Source organism: Serratia sp. Ag1 (assembly GCF_000743355.1).
GTDB lineage: Bacteria > Pseudomonadota > Gammaproteobacteria > Enterobacterales > Enterobacteriaceae > Chania.
In genome coordinates this window covers 1-25517 of the sequence record NZ_JQEI01000022.1, presented here as the reverse complement: position 1 = coordinate 25517, position 25517 = coordinate 1, and the positions used below count along the sequence as shown (strand labels likewise).

23 protein-coding genes are annotated in these 25517 nt (G+C 50.4%); 4 read left to right on the top strand and 19 right to left on the bottom strand.

Going from position 1 to position 25517, the window contains the following annotated elements; translation table 11 throughout:
• Positions 1 to 9 precede the first annotated feature (9 nt).
• Both IV04_RS13205 and udp read right to left on the bottom strand, forming a co-directional pair.
• Complete coding sequence (locus IV04_RS13205) at positions 10 to 792, bottom strand: tyrosine-protein phosphatase (RefSeq protein WP_037403041.1); 783 nt, start codon at positions 790 to 792, stop codon at positions 10 to 12.
• A 284-nt stretch (positions 793 to 1076) separates the two neighbouring features.
• On the bottom strand, positions 1077 to 1838 hold the full coding sequence (udp, locus tag IV04_RS13200; protein WP_037403042.1) for a uridine phosphorylase: 762 nt from the start codon (positions 1836 to 1838) through the stop codon (positions 1077 to 1079).
• Between the two features lie 317 nt (positions 1839 to 2155).
• Between udp and IV04_RS13195 the strand changes: the two genes are divergently transcribed.
• Positions 2156 to 2992, top strand: coding sequence for a dienelactone hydrolase family protein (locus tag IV04_RS13195; protein ID WP_037403045.1), 837 nt, complete (start codon positions 2156 to 2158; stop codon positions 2990 to 2992).
• A 51-nt stretch (positions 2993 to 3043) separates the two neighbouring features.
• On the opposite strand, the gene metE is transcribed toward IV04_RS13195, so the two are convergent.
• Positions 3044 to 5320 carry a 5-methyltetrahydropteroyltriglutamate--homocysteine S-methyltransferase gene (gene metE, locus IV04_RS13190; protein WP_037403048.1) on the bottom strand — a complete coding sequence of 759 codons (2277 nt, stop codon included), beginning with the start codon at positions 5318 to 5320 and terminating at the stop codon, positions 3044 to 3046.
• Between the two features lie 231 nt (positions 5321 to 5551).
• Here metE and metR point away from each other — a divergent pair, with 231 nt between their 5' ends.
• On the top strand, positions 5552 to 6502 hold the full coding sequence (gene metR, locus IV04_RS13185) for an HTH-type transcriptional regulator MetR (RefSeq protein ID WP_037403050.1): 951 nt from the start codon (positions 5552 to 5554) through the stop codon (positions 6500 to 6502).
• 3 nt (positions 6503 to 6505) lie between these two features.
• On the opposite strand, the gene IV04_RS13180 is transcribed toward metR, so the two are convergent.
• The 8 genes from IV04_RS13180 to IV04_RS13145 all read right to left on the bottom strand — a co-directional run bounded on the left by IV04_RS13180 (position 6506) and on the right by IV04_RS13145 (position 15257).
• The gene (locus tag IV04_RS13180; RefSeq protein WP_037403052.1) at positions 6506 to 7366 is read right to left on the bottom strand and encodes a carboxylate/amino acid/amine transporter; all 861 of its coding nucleotides are present in this window, start codon (positions 7364 to 7366) and stop codon (positions 6506 to 6508) included.
• 140 nt (positions 7367 to 7506) lie between these two features.
• Complete coding sequence (locus IV04_RS13175; protein ID WP_037403055.1) at positions 7507 to 8181, bottom strand: hypothetical protein; 675 nt, start codon at positions 8179 to 8181, stop codon at positions 7507 to 7509.
• A 123-nt stretch (positions 8182 to 8304) separates the two neighbouring features.
• Positions 8305 to 9327 (bottom strand): fimbrial protein, encoded by a 1023-nt coding sequence (locus IV04_RS13170; protein WP_037403058.1) that lies wholly within the window; start codon positions 9325 to 9327, stop codon positions 8305 to 8307.
• Between the two features lie 36 nt (positions 9328 to 9363).
• The gene (locus IV04_RS13165; protein WP_037403060.1) at positions 9364 to 10098 is read right to left on the bottom strand and encodes a molecular chaperone; all 735 of its coding nucleotides are present in this window, start codon (positions 10096 to 10098) and stop codon (positions 9364 to 9366) included.
• A 2-nt stretch (positions 10099 to 10100) separates the two neighbouring features.
• The gene (locus tag IV04_RS13160; RefSeq protein ID WP_081893214.1) at positions 10101 to 12668 is read right to left on the bottom strand and encodes a fimbria/pilus outer membrane usher protein; all 2568 of its coding nucleotides are present in this window, start codon (positions 12666 to 12668) and stop codon (positions 10101 to 10103) included.
• 50 nt (positions 12669 to 12718) lie between these two features.
• The gene (locus IV04_RS13155; protein WP_037403063.1) at positions 12719 to 13459 is read right to left on the bottom strand and encodes a fimbria/pilus periplasmic chaperone; all 741 of its coding nucleotides are present in this window, start codon (positions 13457 to 13459) and stop codon (positions 12719 to 12721) included.
• A 47-nt stretch (positions 13460 to 13506) separates the two neighbouring features.
• A complete protein-coding gene (locus tag IV04_RS13150) occupies positions 13507 to 14046 on the bottom strand; it encodes a fimbrial protein (RefSeq protein ID WP_037403065.1) in 540 nt (179 codons plus the stop codon).
• A gap of 416 nt (positions 14047 to 14462) precedes the next feature.
• Positions 14463 to 15257, bottom strand: coding sequence for a hypothetical protein (locus IV04_RS13145; protein WP_037403067.1), 795 nt, complete (start codon positions 15255 to 15257; stop codon positions 14463 to 14465).
• Positions 15258 to 15657: 400 nt separating this feature from the next.
• On the opposite strand from IV04_RS13145, the gene IV04_RS13140 reads away from it, so the two are divergent.
• Entirely contained in the window at positions 15658 to 16449 is a 792-nt protein-coding gene (locus IV04_RS13140) for a winged helix-turn-helix domain-containing protein (RefSeq protein ID WP_161782095.1), read from the top strand.
• The gene (locus IV04_RS13135) at positions 16442 to 16924 is read left to right on the top strand and encodes a hypothetical protein (RefSeq protein WP_037403074.1); all 483 of its coding nucleotides are present in this window, start codon (positions 16442 to 16444) and stop codon (positions 16922 to 16924) included. The genes IV04_RS13140 and IV04_RS13135 overlap by 8 nt, the downstream gene beginning before the upstream one ends.
• Before the next feature lie 96 nt (positions 16925 to 17020).
• Here IV04_RS13135 and IV04_RS13130 read toward each other — a convergent pair whose 3' ends face one another.
• From IV04_RS13130 to livH, 8 genes are all read right to left on the bottom strand, one after another.
• On the bottom strand, positions 17021 to 18043 hold the full coding sequence (locus tag IV04_RS13130) for a fimbrial protein (protein ID WP_081893213.1): 1023 nt from the start codon (positions 18041 to 18043) through the stop codon (positions 17021 to 17023).
• 142 nt (positions 18044 to 18185) lie between these two features.
• Positions 18186 to 18998 (bottom strand): molecular chaperone, encoded by an 813-nt coding sequence (locus IV04_RS13125; protein ID WP_051916792.1) that lies wholly within the window; start codon positions 18996 to 18998, stop codon positions 18186 to 18188.
• Between the two features lie 412 nt (positions 18999 to 19410).
• Entirely contained in the window at positions 19411 to 20148 is a 738-nt protein-coding gene (ugpQ, locus tag IV04_RS13120) for a glycerophosphodiester phosphodiesterase (protein ID WP_037403634.1), read from the bottom strand.
• 148 nt (positions 20149 to 20296) lie between these two features.
• Positions 20297 to 21484, bottom strand: coding sequence for a PLP-dependent aminotransferase family protein (locus tag IV04_RS13115; protein ID WP_037403635.1), 1188 nt, complete (start codon positions 21482 to 21484; stop codon positions 20297 to 20299).
• 45 nt (positions 21485 to 21529) lie between these two features.
• Positions 21530 to 22231, bottom strand: coding sequence for a high-affinity branched-chain amino acid ABC transporter ATP-binding protein LivF (livF, locus tag IV04_RS13110; RefSeq protein WP_037403636.1), 702 nt, complete (start codon positions 22229 to 22231; stop codon positions 21530 to 21532).
• Positions 22232 to 22235: 4 nt separating this feature from the next.
• The gene (gene livG, locus IV04_RS13105) at positions 22236 to 23003 is read right to left on the bottom strand and encodes a high-affinity branched-chain amino acid ABC transporter ATP-binding protein LivG (RefSeq protein WP_037403637.1); all 768 of its coding nucleotides are present in this window, start codon (positions 23001 to 23003) and stop codon (positions 22236 to 22238) included.
• On the bottom strand, positions 23000 to 24283 hold the full coding sequence (locus IV04_RS13100; protein ID WP_037403639.1) for a high-affinity branched-chain amino acid ABC transporter permease LivM: 1284 nt from the start codon (positions 24281 to 24283) through the stop codon (positions 23000 to 23002). The genes livG and IV04_RS13100 overlap by 4 nt, the downstream gene beginning before the upstream one ends.
• On the bottom strand, positions 24280 to 25206 hold the full coding sequence (gene livH / locus IV04_RS13095) for a high-affinity branched-chain amino acid ABC transporter permease LivH (protein WP_037403687.1): 927 nt from the start codon (positions 25204 to 25206) through the stop codon (positions 24280 to 24282). The genes IV04_RS13100 and livH overlap by 4 nt, the downstream gene beginning before the upstream one ends.
• Positions 25207 to 25517: the final 311 nt, after the last annotated feature.

Below are 25517 nucleotides of genomic sequence, written 5' to 3'. Positions count from 1 at the left end.
ACATCATTACTACTCTAGGTAGAACGCCTGTAACTGCTCACGTTGGGTTTGCCCCAACCCGTATTCATTGGCTAACCAGCGATCGGCAGAGCCATATTGTTCATGGATGCAGTCCAGTGCAGTCATCAGAAACTCTTCACGAGCGCTCAGCACATAGGCAAACTGCGCCATTGCCGCCGCATTCAAACGGTTGGAGAGCTGCTCCAACATGTGTTCACGAAAAACCGCCAGCGTGGTTTCGGTCAGCAGATAGTCTTCCACCACTGTCGCTTCATCGGCCCCCAACGCCAGCAGCACCAGCGCCGAACCGACCCCGGTGCGATCCTTGCCCACCGCACAGTGCTGCACAATCGCCCCCGGTTCTGAGGCCATCAGCAATTGCGCCAATTGGCGATAGGCCAAATTGTTAAACGGCAAACGGCGATACAGTTCCAGCATAAACGCCCGTGCATTGAACCCGGCCAACGTTTCGCTGGTGAGCTTTTCCAGGTTGGCATTCACTTCGTTGCTGAGCGGGTTTGCCGGGCAATGATGGTAATCGACGCCTTGCCATAACACGTCCGGTTTGACCTGCACTTCATCTGCGTCGCGATAATCAAGCACCGAACGGACAGGCACTTCGGCCAGAAAAGCACAATCGCTTTCGGTTAAGCGCTCGAGTGAGCCGGAGCGGAACAACAACCCACGTTTGATACGGCGGCCATCAGCCACGCTGTTACCGCCGAGATCGCGAAAATTGATGCCACCAGCCAGCGGGGCCAGTGAAAGATGAAGCGGGAGTGGAGCAGTCATAAACATCCTCATTGCAATTATCTTTGGGGAATGTCATCACAAGTACCAGCCGGAAAAATAGCCGGGAGCATGACGCAAGTGGGCTCTACCGTAGCAGATTATTGCGGGATGGCGAAACAGGCCGAGAACTTGATGAAAAAGTGGTCTTTTAACCTGAGATACTCGGGCCTAGCGCACCGAGGGGCGCTCCGGCGGCTTACGCCGCTACGACCCCTTCGGCACGCTCTCCCTAATATCTAACTTTATCAGCCGTCTTACGGGCCGTTGAACGGCCCGAGCAAAGGTTACAACAGGTGACGGGCTGCCTCGACCACAATCTGCACGGCCTGGCTTTCGGTTTTCTTCATGGTTTCCACGTCAGGGATCTCCTGCTGGGTGCGGTTGACGATCACTCCTGCCACCATACCGGCACGCAGCCCTTGACTGGCGCACATGGTCAACAGGGTGGCAGACTCCATTTCATAGTTCATTACTCCCATGGCCTGCCACTCTGCCATTGAGCCTTTGAAACGGCTGACCACCCGGCCTGAATAGGTATCGTAACGCTCCTGGCCTGGGTAGAAGGTATCAGAAGAGGCGGTGACGCCGATGTGGGTTGTGGCACCGCTGGCTTTAGCGGCGGCTACCAGCGCCGTGGTGCAATCGAAATCGGCCACTGCCGGGAACTCCATCGGCGCAAAGTGCAGGCTGGCACCATCAAGGCGCACAGCTGCCGTGGTCACCAACACATCGCCAACGTTGATATTGGCCTGGATCGCGCCGGTCGTACCAATGCGCAAGAAAGTACGAATACCAAGCTGTGCCAGTTCTTCAACTACGATCGACGTTGATGGGCCACCGATCCCGGTGGAGCAGATGATGATTGCTTTGCCATCCAGTTCTGCACGCCATGAGGTAAATTCGCGATGTGTTGCCAGATGCACCGGGTTCGCCATCAGCGTGGCAATTTTCTCTACGCGCTGTGGATCACCGGGGACGATAGCGAGCGTCGCTCCCTGTAAATCGTGTTTATTGAGACCGAGGTGGAAAACGTCAGACTGAGACATAGAAGACTCCTCTTGGATCCTGTTTATTGGGAGGAACAAAAAAGTACTCTACTGAAAATCCCCGGTTATTTTTGTGAATTAATTCACTCTTAAATAAGAAACGATAATTTTATTACAATTATTTTGTGATTTTAATCACAAAATAACCAGGAACTCGACACCTTTCCCATACGCTAAAAAGAAAAAGCTGGCATGCCAAATCATGGACCTTTTTCACCTCCTTGGCTAAAAATACCCCACAAGATGCCAATAAGCGGTAATCTTACCTATAGTTAACCGTTCCCGAGCTTTTCTCTCATTGATTGCATGGAGACCGCATGAAAAACGAACAAGAGATAATCTTAAAGCAGGCTCAGGGGGGATTCACCCCGGCAGTGACGCCGTTAGCCACATCGACGATTCAAACCGACGAGCGGGACATCCATGCTGGGGAAACCACCATTCCGTCACAGGGCGACGATCTGCCCGCCTATATCGCCAAACCCGCCGAACACCCAGGGCCACTGCCGGTGATCTTAGTGGTGCAAGAGATTTTCGGCGTGCATGAACATATTCAGGATCTGTGCCGTCGCCTGGCAAAACAGGGTTATCTGGCGATTGCCCCAGAACTCTATTTCCGCCAGGGGGATGCCAAGGATTACAGTGAAATCGGCGATCTGCTGCAAAATCTGGTCAGTAAAGTTCCAGACAAACAGGTATTGGCCGATCTGGATCATACCGCGCACTGGGCAACGCGCCACGGTGGCGATGCCAACAAACTGGCGATCACCGGTTTTTGCTGGGGCGGGCGCATCACCTGGTTGTACGCAGCACACAATCCGCAGTTGAAAGCCGCCGTGGCCTGGTATGGCAAACTGGTGGGGGACAAAACGCTGAACTCCCCGAAACACCCGGTTGATATTGCAACGCATCTTTCCGCACCGGTACTTGGCCTGTATGGCGCTCTAGACAGCAGCATACCGCTAGAGACGGTCGAGAGCATGCGGCAGGCGATCCGCGCGGCTAACGCTGATGCCGAGATTGTGGTTTACCCCGAGGCAGGTCACGCATTCCACGCCGATTACCGCCCAAGCTATAACGCCGAAGCCTCTGCTGACGGTTGGCAACGCATGCTCAGTTGGTTTATCCAGCACGGCGTGGTGGGTGTGAAATAATCTTCAGGGGCAGATCCTGCCCCTGAATTAACGCAGTAGCCCCCTTGAAGATTACACCTGCTGCTCACGCAGCCGTTGCGCCGCCAGCACCATGTTGGCCAGCGCCTGACGGGTTTCCGGCCAGCCACGGGTCTTCAGGCCACAATCCGGGTTCACCCACAGGCGTTCAGCCGGGATGTTCTGTGCCGCTTTGCGCAGCAACGCTTCGATCCACGCCACGCTCGGCACGTTCGGCGAATGGATGTCATACACACCCGGCCCGATTTCATTCGGGTATTCGAACTCTTTGAAGGCCTCCAGCAGATCCATATCGGAACGTGAAGTTTCTATGGTGATCACATCTGCATCCAGCGCCGCGATCGAATCCATAATGTCATTGAACTCGCAGTAACACATATGGGTGTGGATCTGAGTACTATCCTGTGCCACGGCAGCGTTCAGTTTAAACGCATCCACCGCCCATTCCAGATAGGCCGCCCAATCGGAACGGCGCAGCGGCAGGCCCTCACGCAAGGCAGGCTCATCGATCTGGATGATGCCAATACCGGCTTGCTCCAAATCGGCCACTTCGTCACGCAGCGCCAACGCGATCTGTTTGGCAATCGTCGCACGCGCCACATCTTCGCGCGGGAACGACCAGCAAAGAATGGTGACCGGGCCGGTCAACATGCCTTTTACCGGCTTGTCGGTCAACGATTGGGCAAACTTGGCCCACTCAACGGTAATCGCCTCTGGGCGGCTGATATCCCCGATAATGACCGGCGGTTTCACACAGCGGGAACCGTAACTCTGCACCCAACCGTTTTGAGTGAACACAAAGCCGTCGAGGTTTTCGCCGAAGTATTCCACCATATCGTTACGCTCGGCTTCGCCATGCACCAGCACGTCCAGCCCCAAACGTTCCTGCTCAGTAATCGCCTGCTTGATATGCTCACCAATGCTGATGCGGTAATTGTTGCCGTCCAGGCGCCCCTGTTTGAAGTCCAGACGCAGGCCGCGGATTGCGGTGGTCTGCGGGAAGGAGCCGATGGTGGTGGTCGGCCAGGCTGGCAGATCGAAACGCTCGCGCTGGGCCTGAGCACGCTGCTGATACGGCTGCTGGCGCTCGCTGTCTTTGGCGGTGATAGCGGCAAGGCGCTGTTCCACCAGAGCATTATGCACGCGGCTGGACTGGCGGCGGGCGCGAATCGGCGCACTGTAAGCATCCAGTTCAGCCTGCCTTTCGGCCACGGGTGTATTCAAGGCACCACTCAGTAACGCCAACTCCGCACATTTCTGCAGCGCAAAGGCGAACCAGCTTTTTACTTCGTCATCCAGACGGGTTTCCACGCTGAGATCGATCGGGCTGTGCAACAGCGAACAAGAAGTAGCAATCCACAGCGGGCGGCTATTTACCAGCGGTTGCAACCGAGTAAACCAGTTGCTCAGATCGGCACGCCACACGTTGCGGCCATTGATCACCCCCAGCGACAGCAGCCATTCTTTGGGCAGTACAGCGTTCAATGCTGCAATATCGTCATGACCTGCCACCAGATCCACATGCAGCCCCTGTACCGGTAAAGCGCGAATGGTGTCGAGATTGTGGCCTACGCTGTCAAAATAGGTGGTCAACAGCAGTTTAACCTGGCCCTGCAACGCCGCATAAGCCGGTTTGAAGGCATCCAGCCAAACCTGTGGCAATTCCAGTACCAGCGCAGGTTCATCGATCTGCACCCACTCGATACCGCGTTTGGCCAGTTCCACCAGCACTTGCTGGTACACCGGCAGAATATCGTTCAGCAGTGACAGGCGATCAAACTGTTCACCCTTCACTTTGCCCAACCACAAATAAGTCACTGGCCCCAGCAACACCGGTTTAACCTTGTGGCCCAGCGCCAACGCTTCGTCAACTTCCTCCAGCAGTTGGGTCCAGCTCAGTTTGAACTGTTGGCCCTGAGTGAACTCAGGCACCATGTAGTGATAGTTGGTATTAAACCATTTGGTCATTTCTGCCGCTGCCGCCGCCTCCCCCGTTGGCGCACGGCCACGGCCAATGCGGAACAGCGTATCCAGATCGATTGAGCCATCCTGATTTTGGTGACGCGCGGGCACATTGCCCAGCATCAGGCTGGTGGTCAGCACATGATCGTACCAAGCGAAATCGCCCACCGGCACCCAATCCACCCCGGCTTGCTGTTGTTGTTGCCAGTGGCGGGCACGCAGTTCACGGCCAACCGCCAGCAGCTCTGCCTGTGTTGAATGGCCTGCCCAGTAACTTTCCTGCGCTTTTTTCAGCTCACGACGCAGACCAACGCGTGGAAAACCCAGTGTGTGATTCAGAATTGCCATCGTTATATTCCTCATTGATACCTTAAATAATTCAGGTTGCAGGAAGGCGGCAAGCCCAAGAATCCCCAGGAGCATAGGCCAACTATGTGACTGGGGTGAGTGGGAGCAGCCAACACACCTGCAACTTGAAGGATGACAGGTATAGCCGTCCAGATGTTTACACATCCATAATCCGCAGGTACTGTATGAACCACAAGCGCAATATATTCACTGTCACTGTGAAGGACTCTCATGATCGAACTGAAACATTTAAGGACGTTACAGGCGCTGCGTAATACCGGCTCGCTGGCCGCCGCCGCAGCGCAACTCCATCAGACGCAATCGGCGCTTTCCCATCAGTTCAGCGATCTGGAACAGCGCCTGGGTTTCAAACTGTTCGTTCGTAAAAGCCAGCCGCTGCGCTTCAGCGCACAGGGCGAGATCCTGTTGCAGTTGGCAGAACGGGTGTTGCCGCAGATCCAACAGGCGCTGCAAGCCTGCCACGAACCGCATCAGGCTACGCTGCGTATTGCCATTGAATGCCACAGTTGCATCCAGTGGCTCACCCCGGCGCTGGACAACTTCCACCAGAGCTGGCCGCAGGTGGTGATGGACTTCAAATCCGGCGTTACCTTTGATCCGCAGCCCGCTTTGCAGCAGGGGGAACTGGATGTGGTACTGACTTCGGATATCCTGCCGCGCAGCGGGCTGTACTACTCGCCGATGTTCGATTTTGAAGTGCGACTGGTGCTGGCTCCCGATCATCCACTGGCCAACAAACTGCACATTGAAGCGGAAGATTTGTGTGATGAAACGCTGATGATTTACCCGGTGCAGCGCCAGCGGCTGGATATCTGGCGGCATTTTCTGCAACCGGCAGGCGTCAGCCCAACATTGAAAAGTGTCGATAACACGTTGTTATTGATTCAGATGGTGTCGGCACGCATGGGGATCGCCGCATTACCGCACTGGGTAGTGGAAAGTTTTGAACGCCAGGGCCTGGTGGTGACCAAAACCCTGGGCGACGGCCTGTGGAGCCGATTATATGCCGCCGTGCGCGACGGCGAACAACGCCAGGCGGTGATCGAGGCCTTTATCCGCTCCGCCCGCCAGCATGCCTGCGATCATCTGCCGTTCGTGCGCGATGCCGCCCAGCCCCGCGCTGGTTTTGCCAACGCCAAACCACTGGCACCACAGGGTTAACCATCACTGGGTGGCTTGCGGTGCCACCCAGCGGCGATGTACCCACAGCGAAGCCACAATCACCGCGCCACCGATGATAAAACTGCTCCAGTGCGGTTGCTGTTGCCAGATCGCCAGATTAACCAGCAGCCCGGCGGGCACATGCATGTTGTTCATAATGCCGAGCGTGCCAGCATCCACCTGCGTTGCGCCATAGTTCCACATAAAGTAACCCAGCCCGGAGGCCACCACGCCCAGCCATACCAGAATGCCCCATTGCAGTTGGGTTGTTGGCAGTTGGTTCGGGTTGCCCCACAGGCACCAGGCGATCGCGGATACCGCCAGCGCCCCCAGGTAAAACCAGGAAAATGCGGTATGTTGCGGCAGCGGATGCACTTCCATCAGCCGCTTGTAACCCACCATGCCGATGGCAAAGCTGATATTCGCCGCCTGCACCAACAACAACCCGAACCAGAAATGCTCACTCAACTGGTGGTAACGGATGATCGCTGCCCCTAACACCGCCAGCATCGCGCTGAACAGGTAACCCCAGCGCAGGCGACGACCGCTGATCAGGTCATAAATCAGCGTGATATACAGCGGCGTCAGCACGGTGAACAGCAGAAACTCCGACACGGTCAGATACATAAAGGCGCGGAAACTGAGCAGATACATGATGCCAAGCTGGCATGCCCCTACCAGCATATACAGCAGGATCACTTTCAGTTTGATATTACGCCAGCGCAGGAACGGCAGGAACACCAAAGCGGCCAGCCCAACGCGCATCAGCACCGAAAACCAGCTATCAACATGACCTGCCAGATACTCGCCGATCAGGCTGAAAGAAAATGCCCATAAAATGGTGGTAATAACCAGAAGCCACACGTCAAATTCACCTTAAAGATCTAAAAAGGCGATTGTAGCGGAAGGCAGAAAACGGCGTGAAGGAAAGGTGGTTTACGTTTGCATAATAAACAACCAACCGAAGCGTTGAGCGGCATCTGAGCCCTGCTCGCCCACCCTTTTCACTCTGACAGCTTGCCGATTATTTTTGAAATATATATATGATACTGTTTAACGCTTTTAAAGCCTATTTTGGCTATTGTGTTATACCTTCTTGAATAAAATGTTTTATATTTACTGCCAATTCTACGTGAACTCAGTGCCAGTCGATGCTCGCCGATTTCCGAGAAATATCCCTGCAGCTCATTATACGACACCTTAGGCACTCGATAATCCAACAATAAACCACTGACTTTTTCACTGAGTACTACACGGCTATCATGGCTCAAAGAATAAAGCACCCGCTTCATTGACAGAACTGGTTCACTTTTAAAAACAATACCACCGAAGACAAACTTAGCCATGGCCGCGATAAAAAATTGATCTTCAATAGCGGTATATAACAGCACCTTTAAATCACGCTGTTGTTTATGCGCAAAGTATGCGCTCATCGCACTGAAGAAAAATAATGGGGAATCTTTGTCACCAGAAAAATCAATAATAATCAGCGAGGATGTCTGCTGCTGGCTCTGCTGAATAGAGAAATCCAACGCTTTGACTATACAGTCAAAGCAGACAATATCGCTTAGAGGGTAAATCCCACTCACCGTATCAACAATACCTTCTCTTGAATAGGTATTCTTATCAAAAACAACGATATTATTAGGACGCCATGTTTTAAAAGTGGAAAGCTCCATCTCAATATTCCCCAGAGAAGTCCATTAAAATAAATTATTTCTACCCTGGTTGATGAGTCATTATCGAGAGTAAAATACGCCACCCGGTGACTCATTGCCAGACGCTAAGAATTGCGCGAATGATTAACGATACGTCATGGTAAAAGTTAAAGGTGCACGGACCAGGCCAGGAACAATCGGCGTCGAAGAGGTACGATACAAGGCCGCCTGAAAGGGAATAGTCACCACCTGACTGCCAGGGACAAATGACGATACATTGGTCGCGCTATTGAAGCTCACAGGCGTTCCGCTTTGATTCATGATTTGTACTCCGACACCTGTAGCGGCCCCCGGCATGGCATTGATCCCCATGACTGCCTGGTTGGCATTAACGAGACTGTTTAACGGAGTTAACGTGTAAGCCACGCTTGATAACCCACTGGTTGAACAACCGCTTAGCTCAATCGTAAAAGGGGTTTTGCCCGCAATGCTACCCTGAGTAGGGAATTCTTTTTTACTGTGGGTCCCCAAATCAACCATCGGTTGCGTGGTCGCTGCATTACAACTGCTGGCTGTCACGCTAAAAGGAGCGATGCGCACATTAAGAACGGTTAACCCCCCCAGGCTAAATACCGCCAGTAGGCCATCATTATAGGTCCCGCTGCTGACCGGCCCGGTAACAATAGCCTCAACGCCCCAAAACGTGTTCCCGTTCTGGTTCCATCCCCACGTGATTGAACTGCTTGAGCCCCCCGTTCCCTGGTTGCCAAAACGATAGTTTTTGCCCCCGTTATCACGCGAATAAAAACGCAGGCCAATCCCTGGAATATTGGTTGGGAAAACATTGCTCACGCCACCGACGGTGCTACCTGTCGCACCACTAACATAATAGGAATAAGGATTGGACCCGCTGCAATTCGCATACGTTCCAGATACGGCATTGGCAGCCTCACCAGAGGCGATCGTGGCACCAGTACTGAATTGATCGCGGGCCAATACAATATTATCGGCAGTCATCTGTGCGGACCCTAATTTTATCGTGTAACTTTGTAAGCCATTACCGCTGGTAAAGTTACATACGGCTAAAACCGTGCGTAGCGGCAAGAGACTGGCGACCAGAAAAACCATGGTATAGCCCAGCTTTTTATAGCAGATGCTTATGTACATTCTGAATAATCCAAATCGTTAAATTAATGAGCAGTATTAATGCTGCAATACGCCACGCTGATGATGTATTGCGCCATAATCATCAATCCACTCATACTCAATACTGGCTTTTTCTGCAGAGAATGTGGGTAATTCCGGTAATATAAATTCGGTACTGCCTGCCGGTGCAATCATTTCACCCTCCTGGCTATAACGCTGCCCGGCATTGTTCAACGTTACGCGGTTTAACGAGACGTAATAGGGGCTGCTGTTTATCCCTTTTAATCGATAACCCTTGGCGTCCGTAATCAACTGCCAGACGATTGACTCAGCGGCCTGTCCTACGCTGCCGGTAAGCGCAGAAGGGCGGTAAAATAATTTAATCCGCGTCCGATAGGCCAGCTCAACATAATTTTGCGTTTGTGCCGTCTTGAGTGGTGGGATATCCAACACGTTAAACCAGAACAATGACTCTCTATCCTTAGGCAAGTTTTTCTGTTGCGTAAATATCAACTGCAATCTATGTGTTCCTTTTCCCTCAATACGTGTTAAAGGAGGAATAATCAAAAAAGGGACATCTGCACTGTCAGGCGAAGTCTCCGGGTTGCCATCATCGACCCAGGCCTGTGCCAGTTTCTCTGCTGATTCTGGATTACTCAGTGGTACCTTCACCTCTTTGGCACTTTCCAGGTAGATCAGCCGGGTTCCCCCCACGGTCAGGCTGGCCTGTGCCAACGTGATGCCCGCTAACAGACCCCCTGCCAGAGCCAATAACACAATAGTCAGTCTCATGTTTAACCTTGGCGTTTGCAGATGGCGGTTAAATGCACCATGTTGGTTTTTCCCTCAGCCATGTTGCTGGGCAAAATATAATCCGCCAGACATTGGCGATCGGCACTTTGGCCCCATTGGACGCGCACACGCCCACGCGATTCGCTGGCACGCAGGAATACTCGGCTCCCCTGTCCGACAAAGGTTGTACCGTTACCCTGTTGGTCAAAAACCTCAGCCCCTAAAGGAAGCTGATTACCCGCCTCATCGCGCAATACCAATAACAGCGGGTAGCCAGTCACCGTCGGGTAATCGAGCATAACGACAGCGCCATATTGTGGTGCCGTCTTCTGCTCAGTGACTTTCAGTTCCACCCTGTCCGAGATATCTTTGGGATCAAGCGTGACGGTATTTTCTCGGTACGGTGTTAATCCTGCGGTAACGGCATACCCACGCTGATCAATGTACGCCCCTTTATTGTTAAGCAACGCCGCGCCACTGGCACCACGTGCAGAAATGACGGCTTTGGTTTCACCCTGTACCTGGCTCAGCGTGACACCACCAGGGTGTATCACCAGGCTCCCGCTGGCACCCAAACCGTATTGCGAGTACCCGCTACCGTTGCTGGTGCTGCCCGTCAATATCGCTTTATCGGCACGATACTGTGCGTTGCCACCGTAGTTATTCACGTTGTTGTGATAGTTGCGGCTGGCATAAGCACCGTAGCTCAGCAGATTCTCTTCACCCAATGAGCCAGAAATACCGGTTTGTGTATTCCATCCTCCCTGAGCGCTACGCGTCAGCGATGTACTCAAATGAGCGGAATGCGTGTTGCGCCCCAGAGGCAGCGAGAAATTCAACATGTATTGCGTTTCACTGGTACCGTATGCAGAACGACTGCGCCCGGCAGAAAGGTTAAACCCTCCCCAGCCAAAGGCGTTGGAGTACCCCAACTGATAGGTCATGTCCCTGCCCTGATCGGCACTCCAGTAGTTCTGAATCGAGCCACTGAGGTAAAAGCTACCAAAGCCCTCAGCCAGGTTTTGGCTGACGTTGGCCTGCACCCGGCTGCGTTGGCGAGAAGGCGCGGGCATATCGTTATCCGTTCTACCTGCGGCCAGTGCGTAGTCACTAAAGCTGTAGTAGTTTTTGTTCGAGAAACGGTAGCTAGCCACCGTAAAGTTGGTTTGGGTCGTTTCCAACAGCTTGCTGTAGGTAAAACGGTAACTCTGCCCACGGGCCTGCTGAGCACTCTCGTTGATCGACAAAGGAATAGCGGCATTTGATTGCGTTGCGTCTACAGCAAAAGCCCCCAACGTGGTACTCAACGCCAGACCGACCTGCATAGCCTGATAGTCTTGCGATACAATCGCCCCGCTATACGCCGTCAGCAGGTTAGATATCCCACGTTGATAGGTCCCTTGGAAAAATTCTGGCGTTTTATTCAAGCGATCGTCACGATATTTCCCCAACACGGCGTTGAAACGGGCGATGCTGGGTCGTAATAACTGCGGCACCGTAGCAAACGGGATAACAAAAGTACGTTGACGACCATCAGCTTCGGTGACCGTCACTTCCATATCGCCGTCGTAACCACTGCCATACAGCTTGTCAATGACAAAAGGCCCTGGCGCAACGCTGGTTTCATAAAGAATATTGCCCCCTTGACGCACAGTGATCTTTGCATTGCTCTCTGCGGTACCGCGTATGGTCGGCGCAAAACCTCGCTGGGAATCGGGCAACATGCGCTTATCAGAAGCCAATTGGATCCCGCTGTAAGATACGCTGTCGAACAAGTCTGGCGCGGTATAATATTGGCCCAGCGTTAATTGAGCCTTAAGTGCGGCAATATCACGCTGTAAATAACTGCTGATCGACGTATATTTGCGCTGAGTCTCTATGGATCCAGTGCTCTGATTGTAATAGCCGTTATGGCGCAAACGCCAATGTGCCAGATTAAGCCCGGTGTTAAATCCCGCATAATATTGTGTCTGCGCATTACCCTGCATTAATGCTCGCCAGGCATTCGCGTTATAGTCGATAAATGCTGCAGTGACACCCGCATCAGCTTTACTTGGAGTCACATAGTTATTATCAAACTGTTGCATATAAGCCTGGGGGATGCTGACCTTTAGCTTCAAATTCGATTGCTCAAAATCAATGTTGCTGTCTGGCACCCATTTCTTGATATCTACACACTCTTGCTCGCTCTGAGCATAGTGATGTTTATTAGGCAATTTATCAAAATCAATGCCTAGGCTCTCAATGTTAGCCATTTTGAAACAATAATAAGTTTCATTACTTTCATTTTTACCAATGGTAATTTCCTGTATCCCGATAGATTTTTGGTTGATATAAATGTCTAACCGATAGTTACCGGAATTAACTGGATTACCACGCTCAAAAGCAGATAGATCTAACGGAGAACCGTTCTTGTTGACCAAAAAATCCGTGTTGAAACGCGTAGAAAGATCATCATCGGCAATAGCAGAAGCGGTTGTCACCGCATAGGTTAAGCATGATGAGCAAAGTGTAAGCCAAACGATAAGAGGCGATATTCTTATAGAAGAAATTTTATTACCACAATCCATCGAGGTCTCTCTTACCTTACTGAACATACTGATATACCTATCTTCAATTATCACTGAACAGTGGTTTTATTTTCAGCACCAACGCCATAGTCACTCATGGGGCGATAAATAAGCTGAGATTGTTTGGAATGACTCTGCATGCCTTTAATACTGAATTCTTCACTGGATAAAGGTGCAATCATTCCATTACCCAGATCGTAATGTTGCCCGCCAGACTGTAAATTCAATTTGCTGTAAGTAACATAATATGGCGTCGGGTTTTGCCCACGTAATGTATAACCCCCTTTAGCCGTAGGTATAATCTGCCATTTCACCAGGTTTGGCGCACTCGCCGCATCACCTGCCAAGCCCGCTGGGCGATAGAACAGTTTTAAACGAGAGCGCACCGCAATCTGTAGCGAGCTTTTATCCTGTTCTGCGCTTACAGGCGGAATTTCCAATGCATTGAACCAAAAGAGGGTTTCTCGATCCTGCGGTACTTTTTCGCCGGTAAACATCAGGCGTATACTTTGCCCATTCTTAGGGTCTATACGCACAATCGGCGGCGTAATCACAAAAGGCGCATCACTATTCTGAGGCTGAGTTTCCGGGTTGCCACGATCGATCCAAATCTGCATTAATGAAGGCGAATTTCCCTTATTCATCATTTTTATGGTTATTTCGCTTGCTTTAGCAGGGTAAACAATTCGGGTGCCATCAATCGACACGGCAGCATTGGCCATGCAGGGAAAAAACAAATAGGTAGCAACACTCAGTAGCAGTGTGCTGCAAAGAAAAAAAAGAGACTTCATCGTATAGCCTTTATAAAAACCCCGGGAATTATCCCGGGGTATAGGGATTACAGATACTGCATGCTGTACTGGATGCTGGTTTTCAGCACGCCAGCACTGGGTTTAGCATTTTTGCTGAAATAGTTGGCATAGAAATCGATAGTCGCGTTACCGCTCACGATATTACCTTTGTTGCTTGCAGATTCACCGTAGTTAGCCAGATTAATTGGCGTAGTGCCATCAGCCTTATAAATACGAATTTGTGCGTCAGTACCACCCGCAAAGCTATTATTCAGGTTACCATTGGTGCTATCAACATTACCGCCAGTAGCAAACAATACAGAAGCGCTCACTGCACCCACATCGCAGCCTGTTGCGTTCAGGCTGAATTTAACGGCAGATGAATTAGCCGCAGTATTCGCCCCGGTGAAGTCTGTTGAAGTCACCGATGGCAGGAGTACTGACATATTTTGGCTATTGGTATCCAAAGTACAGGTTGTATCGTTAACCACACCTTCAAAAGTAATAGTGCCATCAACCGCTGAAGCATGTGTTGCCAAGCCCAAAGCCATTACGGCCATAACGCTAACATAGAAATTCTTTTTCATACTGAAACTCCAAATTTTTATTTACCAAGTCATAAACTGTACTTCCTGAATACAAAAAACCACCTCGTAATTAAATGAGGTTTGCAAAATAGCTGAGGTTTTCTGTTGTAAATAGGAAGCATTGTGATACGAGCAGAGTTAAAACCTAACAATAAACGTCATTGCCTTTATTTATTGTTTGTTTGTCTACTACGCTCATTTGATACGCTACTACCCTAAGCTCGCTGCATAATATACCCTCAAAAAAACGCTATTCATAGACGAACCTTAAAGAATAGTCTTAGTGACAGTGTTATTAACAAAAGAATTATCCTAAAAATTACCCTGAAAAAAAGAAAAATCCTAAAAAATAAAATAAATGTTAACGACTGAACTTTTATTTAACAAAAAAATCAGGACTTATATTTTTACAAAGGTCACTTGCACAACATGCTGCTTATTTTTGAAATATAAAGATAGTATTGCTTCACATTTTTAAATCCTAACTTATCTATGGTGTTATAACGTCGGCTATAGAATGTTTTATACTTGCTTGCAGTTTTTAGTGAACTTAATACCAACCGATGTTCAGCAAGTTCAGCAAAGTAACCTTGTAGCTCCTTATCGGTCAACAAGGGTAAATTATATTCGCCAACCAACTTGCTCACTGCATCACTCAATACAACCTGGCTATGTTGGCTGAAGTTATTCAGCATTTTTGGCATAGATAGCACCGACTCCGACTTCAAAAGTATTCCACCAGAGATAAAACTTGCCATTGCTGAAATAAAGAAACAATCCTCTACAGAGGTATATAATAATATTTTTAACTGAGAGTGAGGATGCTCAGCAAACCATACTCCCAAATGATTAAAGAAGAATAATGGAGCTTCTTTGTCACCAGAGAAATCAATCACCAATAGAGCAGGCTGTTGTAACAAAGCCTCATCGGTAAGCGATGCCAATATCTTACTCAAGCTATTACTTTCACTCATCTTACTTGTCGGATAAGCGTCTCTCAAGGTAGCTAAAATGGCTCTCCTTGAGAGTAAATTCTTATCAAACACCATGATATTCTCAGGATACCAAGCTGCACTCATAGTAAAGTGGTTGTTATTCACCCAACTCCTCGCGTTTTCATTCAAAAAATCATCATTACGTTTTAGAAAAACCCATGCTTCGACAAGTGAATCCAATACATTCAATACACTTATTGAGTGAGGCTGTGACATCCAGGTTGCCAGATAATGGGTTAGCGAGGTGAATGATAGGGGAGAGGATGGTTACGTTGTAATCAATTTTGCTCTGAATAAGACCTTTTTAGATTCCGTGGGAGACAAACAGAAAAATAGATTAAAATCATAAGGTTATTTGATTTTAAATTTCTTAATTAAGAAAAAAATCCGTTCAAGAATTTTCTTAATCAAGAAATTTAAGATATAATTATTTTGAATAAAGTCAAAATCATTCGAGTTGCTGGCAGACGGCAACAGAACAACAAATAGCTCAGAGACCGATTTGAGCAGCACTTGCGATAGGCGCCATGGCGAGGGCCAAGTATCCCCAAGCGACATGAAGTATGATGGTTGTATTGAGCAATTCACAAAGAATCTGCAAATGGTCGGAGCGGCGATGAGCAAAGCTTACCTTATTGATAACAGTGTTATCTTCAATCCCAAATTGCATTACCTAAGGCGGCATCTTGTGACTAGCCCGCAAGATATTGTGCAATTGAATGTTCCCGCCAGCCGGTGCTTTGAGGTTTTACTCACCAACCGTTATAACGTAATCAGTCAGAAGGTGTTATTTGAATCTGTCTGGAAGAATCAGGGGGCTTATGTTAGCGCTAATACGCTGTATCAAAACATTTCATTGCTGCGTAAAGCGCTGAAAAGCTTGGATCTAGATGGCATTGTGAAAACAATTTCAAAACAGGGAATCGTTATTGCAGATACTGTCAACGTACAAGAAATAGAAAATGATAACGTTGACTTAAGCGTGCCTTCCACTACGTTGACCATACTCCCCGCAAATACAGAAAGGATTCAAAGTGCGGGAAAATTAAAATGGCTCACTTCAAACCTATTTCTGAGCGCTCTTGTCGCGTTGGCACTGGGGCTGATGACATTTTCCATTTTTGAAAATCATCATCATCAGTCACATATGGGATATTTTGATCATTACTCCCAATTTGCCGAGATAAACGGCTGTAAGATCTTCAGACCAGGCATGGACAACGCAGAAGAAAGATACCTTTCTTTTGTCAAAAATTATCCTATACCCTGTGAAGCACAAAGTAAGATTTATTTAACTATGCCGCGAGCTAAACCGCAGGTTTCTATGGTGATATGCGATAAAGATATACTCACACCCGGTGTAAGATGCCACTCTTATAATCTATTAAGAGAGGTCAGCTATGACTAAAGTACAGTTATTAAAATGCTTACTACTCCTCGTTGCACTCACGGCCACGGCTAATATTGCCATTGATTATTATAAAAACTACCCGATGGAGCATTTCTCTTGTGAAAGCAATTTTGAAACAAAATTAGATGACAGAACTATCTCTGGCATCATATCTTTTGTGTTTAATGGTGGGAAAGGCAAAGTTAGAGGTTCATTTAACCTGATAAAAAATGGTAATAAAATAGCAAGAATAGATCGCATTTTTGATTTCAACTATATTCGCTCCGGCAATAGTTATCTGTTGGTTTCCAAAGATCCTTACAACTCTGAATACACCGCATTTATGAGAACGTTACTCCCCGATTTTTACCTACTTGAAAATAGCGGCCTGCAACTGGAGATTTACAGGCAAAATGCCTCCGGCTATGTTTTTGTAAGAGCAGATACCACAATAATCTATTGCGACCGAGATACCCCCGTATCACCCAAATAACGGGATATTGTTTTTATACTCACCTCAAAAAGTGAGTAATTACGAACACATAAGGTACTGGTAACCATATTCAGCTAAAGTCGAGTATAAGCATGTTTACTCATAAGTAAGCGTATAGGTGGTAGAAACCCGGATCTGACCAGGAATAATATTACCGAACTTATAATAGCGTGCAGTAAGGGGGATAGTAACGGGTTGATTGTTACCAGACGAAGCGGTTGTCGTTATGTCTTTTTTGACATCTAATGGCATCACCGTTTGGCTACTCACACCACCTTGAAAGAGTTGAATACCTATCCCTGTTGCCATATTTCCACCAATACTATTGGTAAGTACGTTTTGCACCGGACTGCCATTCGAAGCAATGCTTAACTTCACATTAAGTGAAGGATCACATGTCAGCGAAATATTGAAAGCACGTTCCTTACCCGCAATGAGTGGAGTTCCCGTTTTGCCGAATTCATTTTTTGCTATTGTTGGCAGTTCAAGCCTAATCGCAGAAGGACTAGTTTGCACACAAGAACGACTGGAAACATTCGTTGTGCCAGCAAAAGTGATTCTACTGGTGACCAGTCCATCGTATTGAGCCAGACTTGTCCCGGCTATTGAAAGCACACCAGGTTCAATTTTGCCCGTTTTGACCAGATAGGCCCAAACCTGAGTGAAAGGATCATATTTGCCTGCGGTAAATTGCCAGTCTAGTGCTGATAGCTCAGACCACCCGCTATTGATCCCTCCACCAACAGAGCCGCTTCCCCAAGGATCGGTTGGGCATGACGTGACATTTTTATTACACCAGAAGATGACAACACCAATGCCTGGTACATTGGTAGCGCGAACTCGAGGAATAGGCGAGGGTGTACTAATTTCACTAGAAAGTATCCCCATAACTTTACCATTGGTGGTGCAATTTATCTGGCCTGTTGTAAACCATTTCCAGCCTGAACTCCATAACACCGTACCGTTCGCTGTATCATCCGGAATCGAAATAGGTGTTGAGGGTAAATCTATTACCGCATTGCCAGCTCCACCACCTGTAAATGAACAGGCGGCTAAAGTTGGTTTGACTATGGCTAACACTAAACATAGCAATAGAAATTGCCACCCTATCTTTCGCATGAAAAACCTCAAAAAAATCAAAGATAACTATTATTTCACCCGTTTAAAACACGGGAGAAATTACTTTATTTATATATAAAATAATTCAAGCAGATTAAATAATGACAGCCATGTACGGATAACTTTCATTACTCGTCATATATCAAGGACTAGCTCTATTCATCGATACCTTTTGAACAACAACCTGTTGCTCTGACGAAATACCGTAGTCACTCACCCCACGATAGCGAAGCTTTCCATCCCCTCCCTCCACAGCTATTTCACCTAGCGTGTACTCCCGTTGTGTGAAAGGGTTAATCATACCCGCATCAATATCATAATCTTTACCGCTATAAGATAGTTTCAGCCATCGATAAGTAATATGATATGGTGTGGGATTTTCACCTTTGAGCGCATAACGACCGGCATCTTTCTCAATGATGCTCCATCTTACCTGTTTAATTGCTTCAGAGGGATTGCCAGGCAAACCTATCGGCCTATAAAACAACTTAAACCGAGAGCGTAATGCAAACTGAATAAAATCAACCCCATTCTCTTTTGGGATAGCTGGGACCTCAAGAAAGTTAAGCCAATAGAGCGACTCACGATCCTGGGGTAATTTTTCACCTGCAAATATTATGCGTACGCTTTTTGCTTCTTTAGGGTCTAAACGGAATATTGGAGGCATAACGAGAAACGGTGCATCCGCATTGTCTGGTTGTATATCAAGGTTACCCTTATCAACCCAAGCCTGCATCAATCCAGGCTCATTCCCTTTGTTTATCAGCCTGATACTAACTTCACGCTCTTTAGCCGGGAAAATAACACGAGTATTATCAAACTGCACCGCCGCACGCATTGAGAATGGAAATATTAGGCTCAATAAAATGCCGACTCGGAATAAATCCGACACAGAATTTTCACGGTATTTCACAATTCTAGAGCCTTTTTTATTTACACAATGAATGCTTACCATAAAATGGTAGCATATCCTGATGGATGTCAATAGAGATAGAAAAAAAGAATAGTCTTATACCCAAAATAATTCGAGTTGCCTGTAGGCGGCAACGGAACGACAAATGGGTCTACGACCCATTTGAACAGCGCCTGCGCTGGCCCGCAGGGTGAGCCTCTTTGAGGCTCATCATCCCCAGGAGCTTACTCAAGATCGTTCCTGGGGTGAGTGACAAATCTGCTTGGCAGATTTGAACGCTGCTTGCAGCGGCCCCGAAGGGGCGAGTAACGCAGCCAACACCCAAGCAACTTGAAGTATGAAGGGTATAGTGCTCTTGCGGCCTCCCTCATCAGGAGCAATAAAAGATAATCTATATTTGAAACATTCGTCATGTCACCGAACTTCAAGCACCGCAGATTTATTCATCGGACAATCAAAAATCTGGGCCGATTAAATCTATCCGATCGGTACAAATGCAGTCCACGCCCCAGTTCAACAATAAACGCGCACGCTCAGGGCTGTTGACGGTATACACCAGAATGCGTAGCCCGGTATCTTGCAACATTTTTACCCGCTCGATGGTCAGAAGGTGGTGATTGAGGTGTATCGAAACACATTCCAACCTGGTGGTCAGTTCGCGCCAATTGTCATCCCACTCATCCAGCAACAACCCACGTGGTAACTCTGGTACCGCACTCTGCGCGGCTACCAGCGCGTCTACGGAAAACGAAGAAAGCAGCGGGTCGGTCTGGCCTTGCCACAGCAGACGAGCCGCCAAAGCGACCTCTCGACCCGTTTCGTCCTCCACGCCTAATGTGGGTTTGATTTCAATATTCGCCATCAGGCCGTGCCGCTTACAGCGCTCGGACACATCTGCCAGCAGTGGCAGGCGTTCACCTTTAAATGCCGAACTGTACCAATTGCCAGCATCTAGCTGCGCTAATTTTTCCCACGGCAGATCACCCGCCACACCCCATCCGTTGCTGGTGCGATCGAGCGTGTCGTCATGCAGCAGAAAGATCTGCCCGTCCTGCGCCAGCTTAGCGTCAAATTCGATCATCTTGTGGCCGTGACGCGCACCAACATCGATCGCTGCCAGAGTATTTTCCGGTGCCAAAGAACCGCCGCCGCGATGAGCAACGATATGAGGGTAAGGCCAGGTTGTGATCATCATTTCATCCGTAATCTGCTGCCCGCAGGAGCGAGCGCGGAACTCATGTTGAAATCAGGGGACATATGCACGGCCCGAGACAACATCCATTTGGAACTGCAGATGCAGCAATGATAGGCGGCATGGAGTGCTCCACGCCGCCAAGGGATTACAGCGCGCGGCGCAGGCGGGCAACCGCTTCCTGCATTTGCTGTTCTGTCGCGGTAGCAAACGACAGGCGGAACGTGGAGTGATCGGGTTTATCAGAGAAGAAGTACTCCCCTGGCACAAACACGACGCCTTGATCCAGGGTGGTTTTCAGCCATTCGGTAGCGTTGAACGGCTGGCGGAAACGCGCCCACAGGAACATGCCGCCTTTTGGCATATCAAAGCTGATCACATCACCCAGCTCTTTTTCCACCAATCCGGCCAGAATGCCGCATTTCTGCTTATAGGCCGTGCGGATCTTCTCAATCTGTGCCGGTAAACGGTTCAGGCCCAGATAGCATTCAGCGATACTCTGCGACAGCGAGCTGGCATGCAGATCGGCTGCCTGCTTGATGATAGCGATCTTGTGCAGCAGATACGGCGGCAGAATAGCCCAGCCCAGGCGCAGGCCCGGAGCCAGGATCTTGGAGAACGTCGAGGTGTAAATCACGTTATCGGTGTGGCCCAGAAGCTGCTGTGAAACCTGATACAGCGTGGCGTTGCGCTCTTCGGTAAAACGCAGTTCACCGTACGGGTCATCTTCCATAATCAGGAAGTTATGTTCATCCGCCAGTTTCACCAGTTGCTCACGGCGGGCGGCGCTCAAAGTCAGGCCGGTCGGGTTACCGAAGTTCGGCACCACATACACCCCTTTGATTTTCTGGGTTTTCAGCAGTTCTGCCAGCTCTTCCACCACCATGCCGTCACGGTCAGAAGAAACCGACATCACGTTGGCCTCTGCCAGCTCCAGCGTCTGCAACGCCGCCAGATAGGTCGGGCGTTCCACAACAACCACATCGCCGGGGTTAACCACCGCGCGCATCACCAGATCCAGCGCCTGCTGAGAGCCCGCAGTGACCAGCACATCTTCCGGTTTGGCGCTGATACCACGTTCGCTACAAAGGGTGCAGATGCGCTCACGCAGCAGGTAGCTGCCTTCAGTTAATCCATACTGAAAAGCGCTTTTCGCCTGTTCAGTAATCGCCTGCTGTGTGGCCATGCTCAATCCTTCGAAATCAAACAGCGCATCAGAAGGAATGCCGCCCGCCAGCGAAATGACATTTTCCATTTTACTGTGCTTGAGCAATTCACGGATTGCTGAGCTTTTTACCTTCAACATGCGCTGCGCGAGGAGTCCTTCTGTCTTCATCGATTCTTCTCTTACCTGAAAATGTCTAGTTTGTAGGGGAACAGCCTAACCGCCCAGGTATGCCGAACGGACTGCTTCGTTGGCTAACAATGCCGCCCCCGTATCTTCCAACACCACGCGGCCATTTTCCAGCACATAACCACGATCCGCCAACTTTAACGCCTGATTAGCATTTTGCTCCACCAGGAAGATGGTCATCCCCTCTTCACGTAGTTGCTGGATGATGTCGAAGATTTGCTGGATGATGATCGGGGCCAACCCGAGTGAAGGCTCGTCGAGCAGCAGCAGTTTCGGCTGGCTCATCAGTGCGCGGCCAATCGCCAACATCTGCTGTTCACCGCCGGACATGGTGCCGGAACGCTGGCTGCGGCGCTCCAGCAGGCGCGGGAACAGGCTGAACACCCGCTCAATACGCTGCTGGTACTGGTCACGGTTGGCAAAGAAGCCGCCCATTGCCAGATTCTCTTCCACCGTCATGCGGGAGAACACCCGCCGCCCTTCCGGCACGATCGCCACCGCCTCACGCATAATGCGTGCGGTCTGCCATTGGGTGATGTCCTGATCCAGCAGTTGGATGGTGCCTTCGCTGGCACGCGGCTCACCGCATAACGTACCGAGCAGCGTCGTTTTACCGGCACCGTTAGCGCCGATCAGGGTAACGATCTCACCCTGTTGAATATTCAGGCTGACCTGATGCAGCGCCTGAATTTTGCCGTAATGGGCGGAAACCTGATTAAATGACAACATATGCTTATTCGCCCAGATAGGCCCGGATCACGTCCGGGTTATTGCGGATTTCTGCCGGAGTACCCTGCGCCAGCGGGGTTCCCTGGTTGACCACATAGATGCGATCGGAAATCCCCATCACCAGTTTCATATCGTGCTCAATCAGCAGCACCGAGACCTTATGCTGGTTACGCAACTCTACGATCAGCGCATCCAGCTCGTCGGTTTCTTTCGGGTTCAGGCCCGCTGCCGGTTCATCCAGCATCAGCAGTTCCGGGCGTGTCACCATACAACGGGCAATCTCCAACCGCCGCTGCTGGCCATAGGCCAGATTACCCGCCGAACGGTTAGCCATTTCCAGCAGGCCGACGCGTTCCAGCCATACCGTGGCCCGTTCCAGTGCATCGGCTTCGGCACGGCGGAATGCCGGGGTTTTCAGCAAACCGGCAAATACACCGCTTTTCAGATGCTGATGTTGCGCCACCAGCAGGTTTTCAATCACCGTCATTTCACGGAACAGCCGCACGTGCTGGAAAGTACGCACCACGCCCATGCGCGCAATCGTCTGGCCAGGTAACCCTTCCAAGTGGCGATCGCGCAGTTTGATAGTACCGCCGGTTGGGCGGTAGAACCCAGTCAGGCAGTTGAACACCGTGGTTTTCCCCGCGCCGTTCGGGCCGATCAATGACACGATCTCGCCTTCGTTCAGTTCCAAGGCAACGTTATTGACCGCCAACAGGCCGCCGAAACGCATCGACAGCCCTTCGACTGCCAGTAAAGGTTGAGTGCTCATGCCTGCTCCCCCTTCGTTGCCTGGGTTTCTGCCACTTTCAGCTTCAACTGCGGCCGCTTCATCGGCAGCAAACCTTGTGGTCGCCAAATCATCATTAAGACCATCAAGGCACCCAGCAGCAACATGCTGTATTCATTCAAGTCGCGCATCATTTCACGGGAAACCACCAACAGGATCGCCGCCAGGATCACCGCAAACTGCGAGCCCATGCCACCTAACACCACAATTGCCAGCACAAACGCCGACTCGACAAAGGTGAAGGATTCCGGGCTGACAAAGCCTTGGCGCGCCGCGAACAGCGTCCCGGCAAAACCGGCAAACGCGGCGCTGATAACGAAAGCGGTCAGCTTGATTTTGGCCGGGCTCAGGCCCAAAGAACGGCAGGCGATCTCATCTTCACGCAGCGCTTCCCAGGCGCGCCCCAGCGGCATGCGCAACAGGCGGTTGATCACGAACAGCGTCAGGAGCACCAGCAGCAACGCCACCAGATACAGGAACACGATGCGATCGCCGGGATCGTACTGCAGGCCAAAGAAATTGTGGAAGGTATCCCAGCCGCCATCGCGCACGCTGCGGCTAAATTCCAAGCCAAAGAAGGTTGGTTTCGGGATCTGGCTGATGCCGTTCGGGCCACCGGTAATTTCAGTATTGTTCAACAGCAGGATACGCACGATCTCACCGAAGCCGAGCGTAACGATCGCCAGATAGTCACCACGCAGTCGCAGTACCGGGAAGCCAAGAATAAAACCAAAAATGGCTGTCACTATGCCCGCCAGCGGCAGGCTCTCCCAGAATCCCAGGCCGTAATAGTGATTCAGCAGCGCATAGGTATAGGCACCGATGGCGTAAAAACCGCCGTAGCCCAGCACCAGCAGGCCAGAAAGGCCAACCACCACGTTAAGGCCCAGGCCGAGCATCACGTAGATCAGCGTCAGGGTAGCGATATCCACCGTGCCGCGTGAAACCAGAAACGGCCAGACCACCGCTGCGATAATAATCGCCGCTGCCAGCAGCTTCTGGCGCGTGGTGGTGCCATCAAAACTCGGTAACACGAACGACGGGCCGGAGACTTTTTTCAGCCCCTGCTGCATCAGCGGGCGCAACAGTTGGAAGAAGAACACCACCACACAACCGATGCCAATCCACATCCAGCGCACTTCGGCAGCGCCGTGCACCACCAGCTTGGTGCCATCAAGGCTCAGTTGCATCCCCATCAGGAAGGACGCCATGATAAACAGCACTACCGTGGCGATACAGGCGTTAAGCAGATCGAGTTTCATACTTTCTCAACCTCCGGACGCCCGAGAATCCCGGTCGGCATGACCAGCAACACCACGATCAGCAGGGCAAAAGACACCACATCTTTGTATTCAGTGCTCAAATAAGCGGAAGTCAACGCTTCGGCCACGCCCAGCACCAACCCACCGATCATCGCCCCCGGAATACTGCCAATCCCACCCAGCACGGCGGCGGTGAAGGCTTTCATCCCGGCCATAAAGCCGATGTAGGGGTTAATCACGCCGTAGAACTGCCCGAGCAGCACACCGGCTACCGCCGCCATGATGGCACCGATCACGAACGTCAGCGAAATCACCCGGTCGGTATTGATGCCCAGCAGGCTGGCCATCTTCAAATCTTCTGCACAGGCACGGCAGGCACGGCCCATGCGTGAATAACGGATAAACAGCGTCAGCGCCAGCATGGCGAGGAAAGTCACTGCCCAGATGATGATCTGCATGGTGCTGATGGTGGCGGCAAAGCCATTGCTTTCGCCAAGCACCCACTGGCCGGTGACCAGGCTTGGCAGCGCGACATCGCGTGAGCCCTGTGTCAGGCTGACGTAGTTTTGCAGGAAGATCGACATCCCGATGGCGGAGATCAGCGCGATCAGGCGCTTGGAGTTACGCACTGGCTTATAAGCCACGCGCTCAATGCTCCAACCGTAGGCGCTGGCAATGACGATAGAGACCAGGAAGGCACTGCCGATCAGCAGCCAGCCCACGTCGATCCCCATCATCATCAGAGCGGCGATAACGATAAATGAGACATAACTGCCGATCATATACACCTCGCCGTGGGCGAAGTTGATCATGCCGATAATGCCGTAAACCATGGTGTAACCGATGGCAATCAATGCATAAGTGCTGCCCAACGTGACGCCGTTGAACATCTGCTGCAGGAAATAGAGAAACTGCTCTGACATACTCTGGCCTTCTAAGGTGTTGTCGTGGCCGTAAATATCGGCCCAACGGCCTGCTAAAGCAGCAGGCACCGGGAATAACCCGGCTTGTAGATACTTAAGTCAAGGCTAACCCTCTCCTTACAGAAAGAGAGGGTTAAGGTGAGAGGAGATTAGCGCAGCCATTGCCCCTCACCCCGGCCCTCTCCCACTGGGAGAGGGCACCACCTTAAGCATTGGCATACTATACCCTTCATACTTCAAGTTGCTTGGGTGTTGGCTGCGTTACTCGGCCCATACTGGGCCTCGCTCCTTCGGGGCCGCTGCAAGCAGCG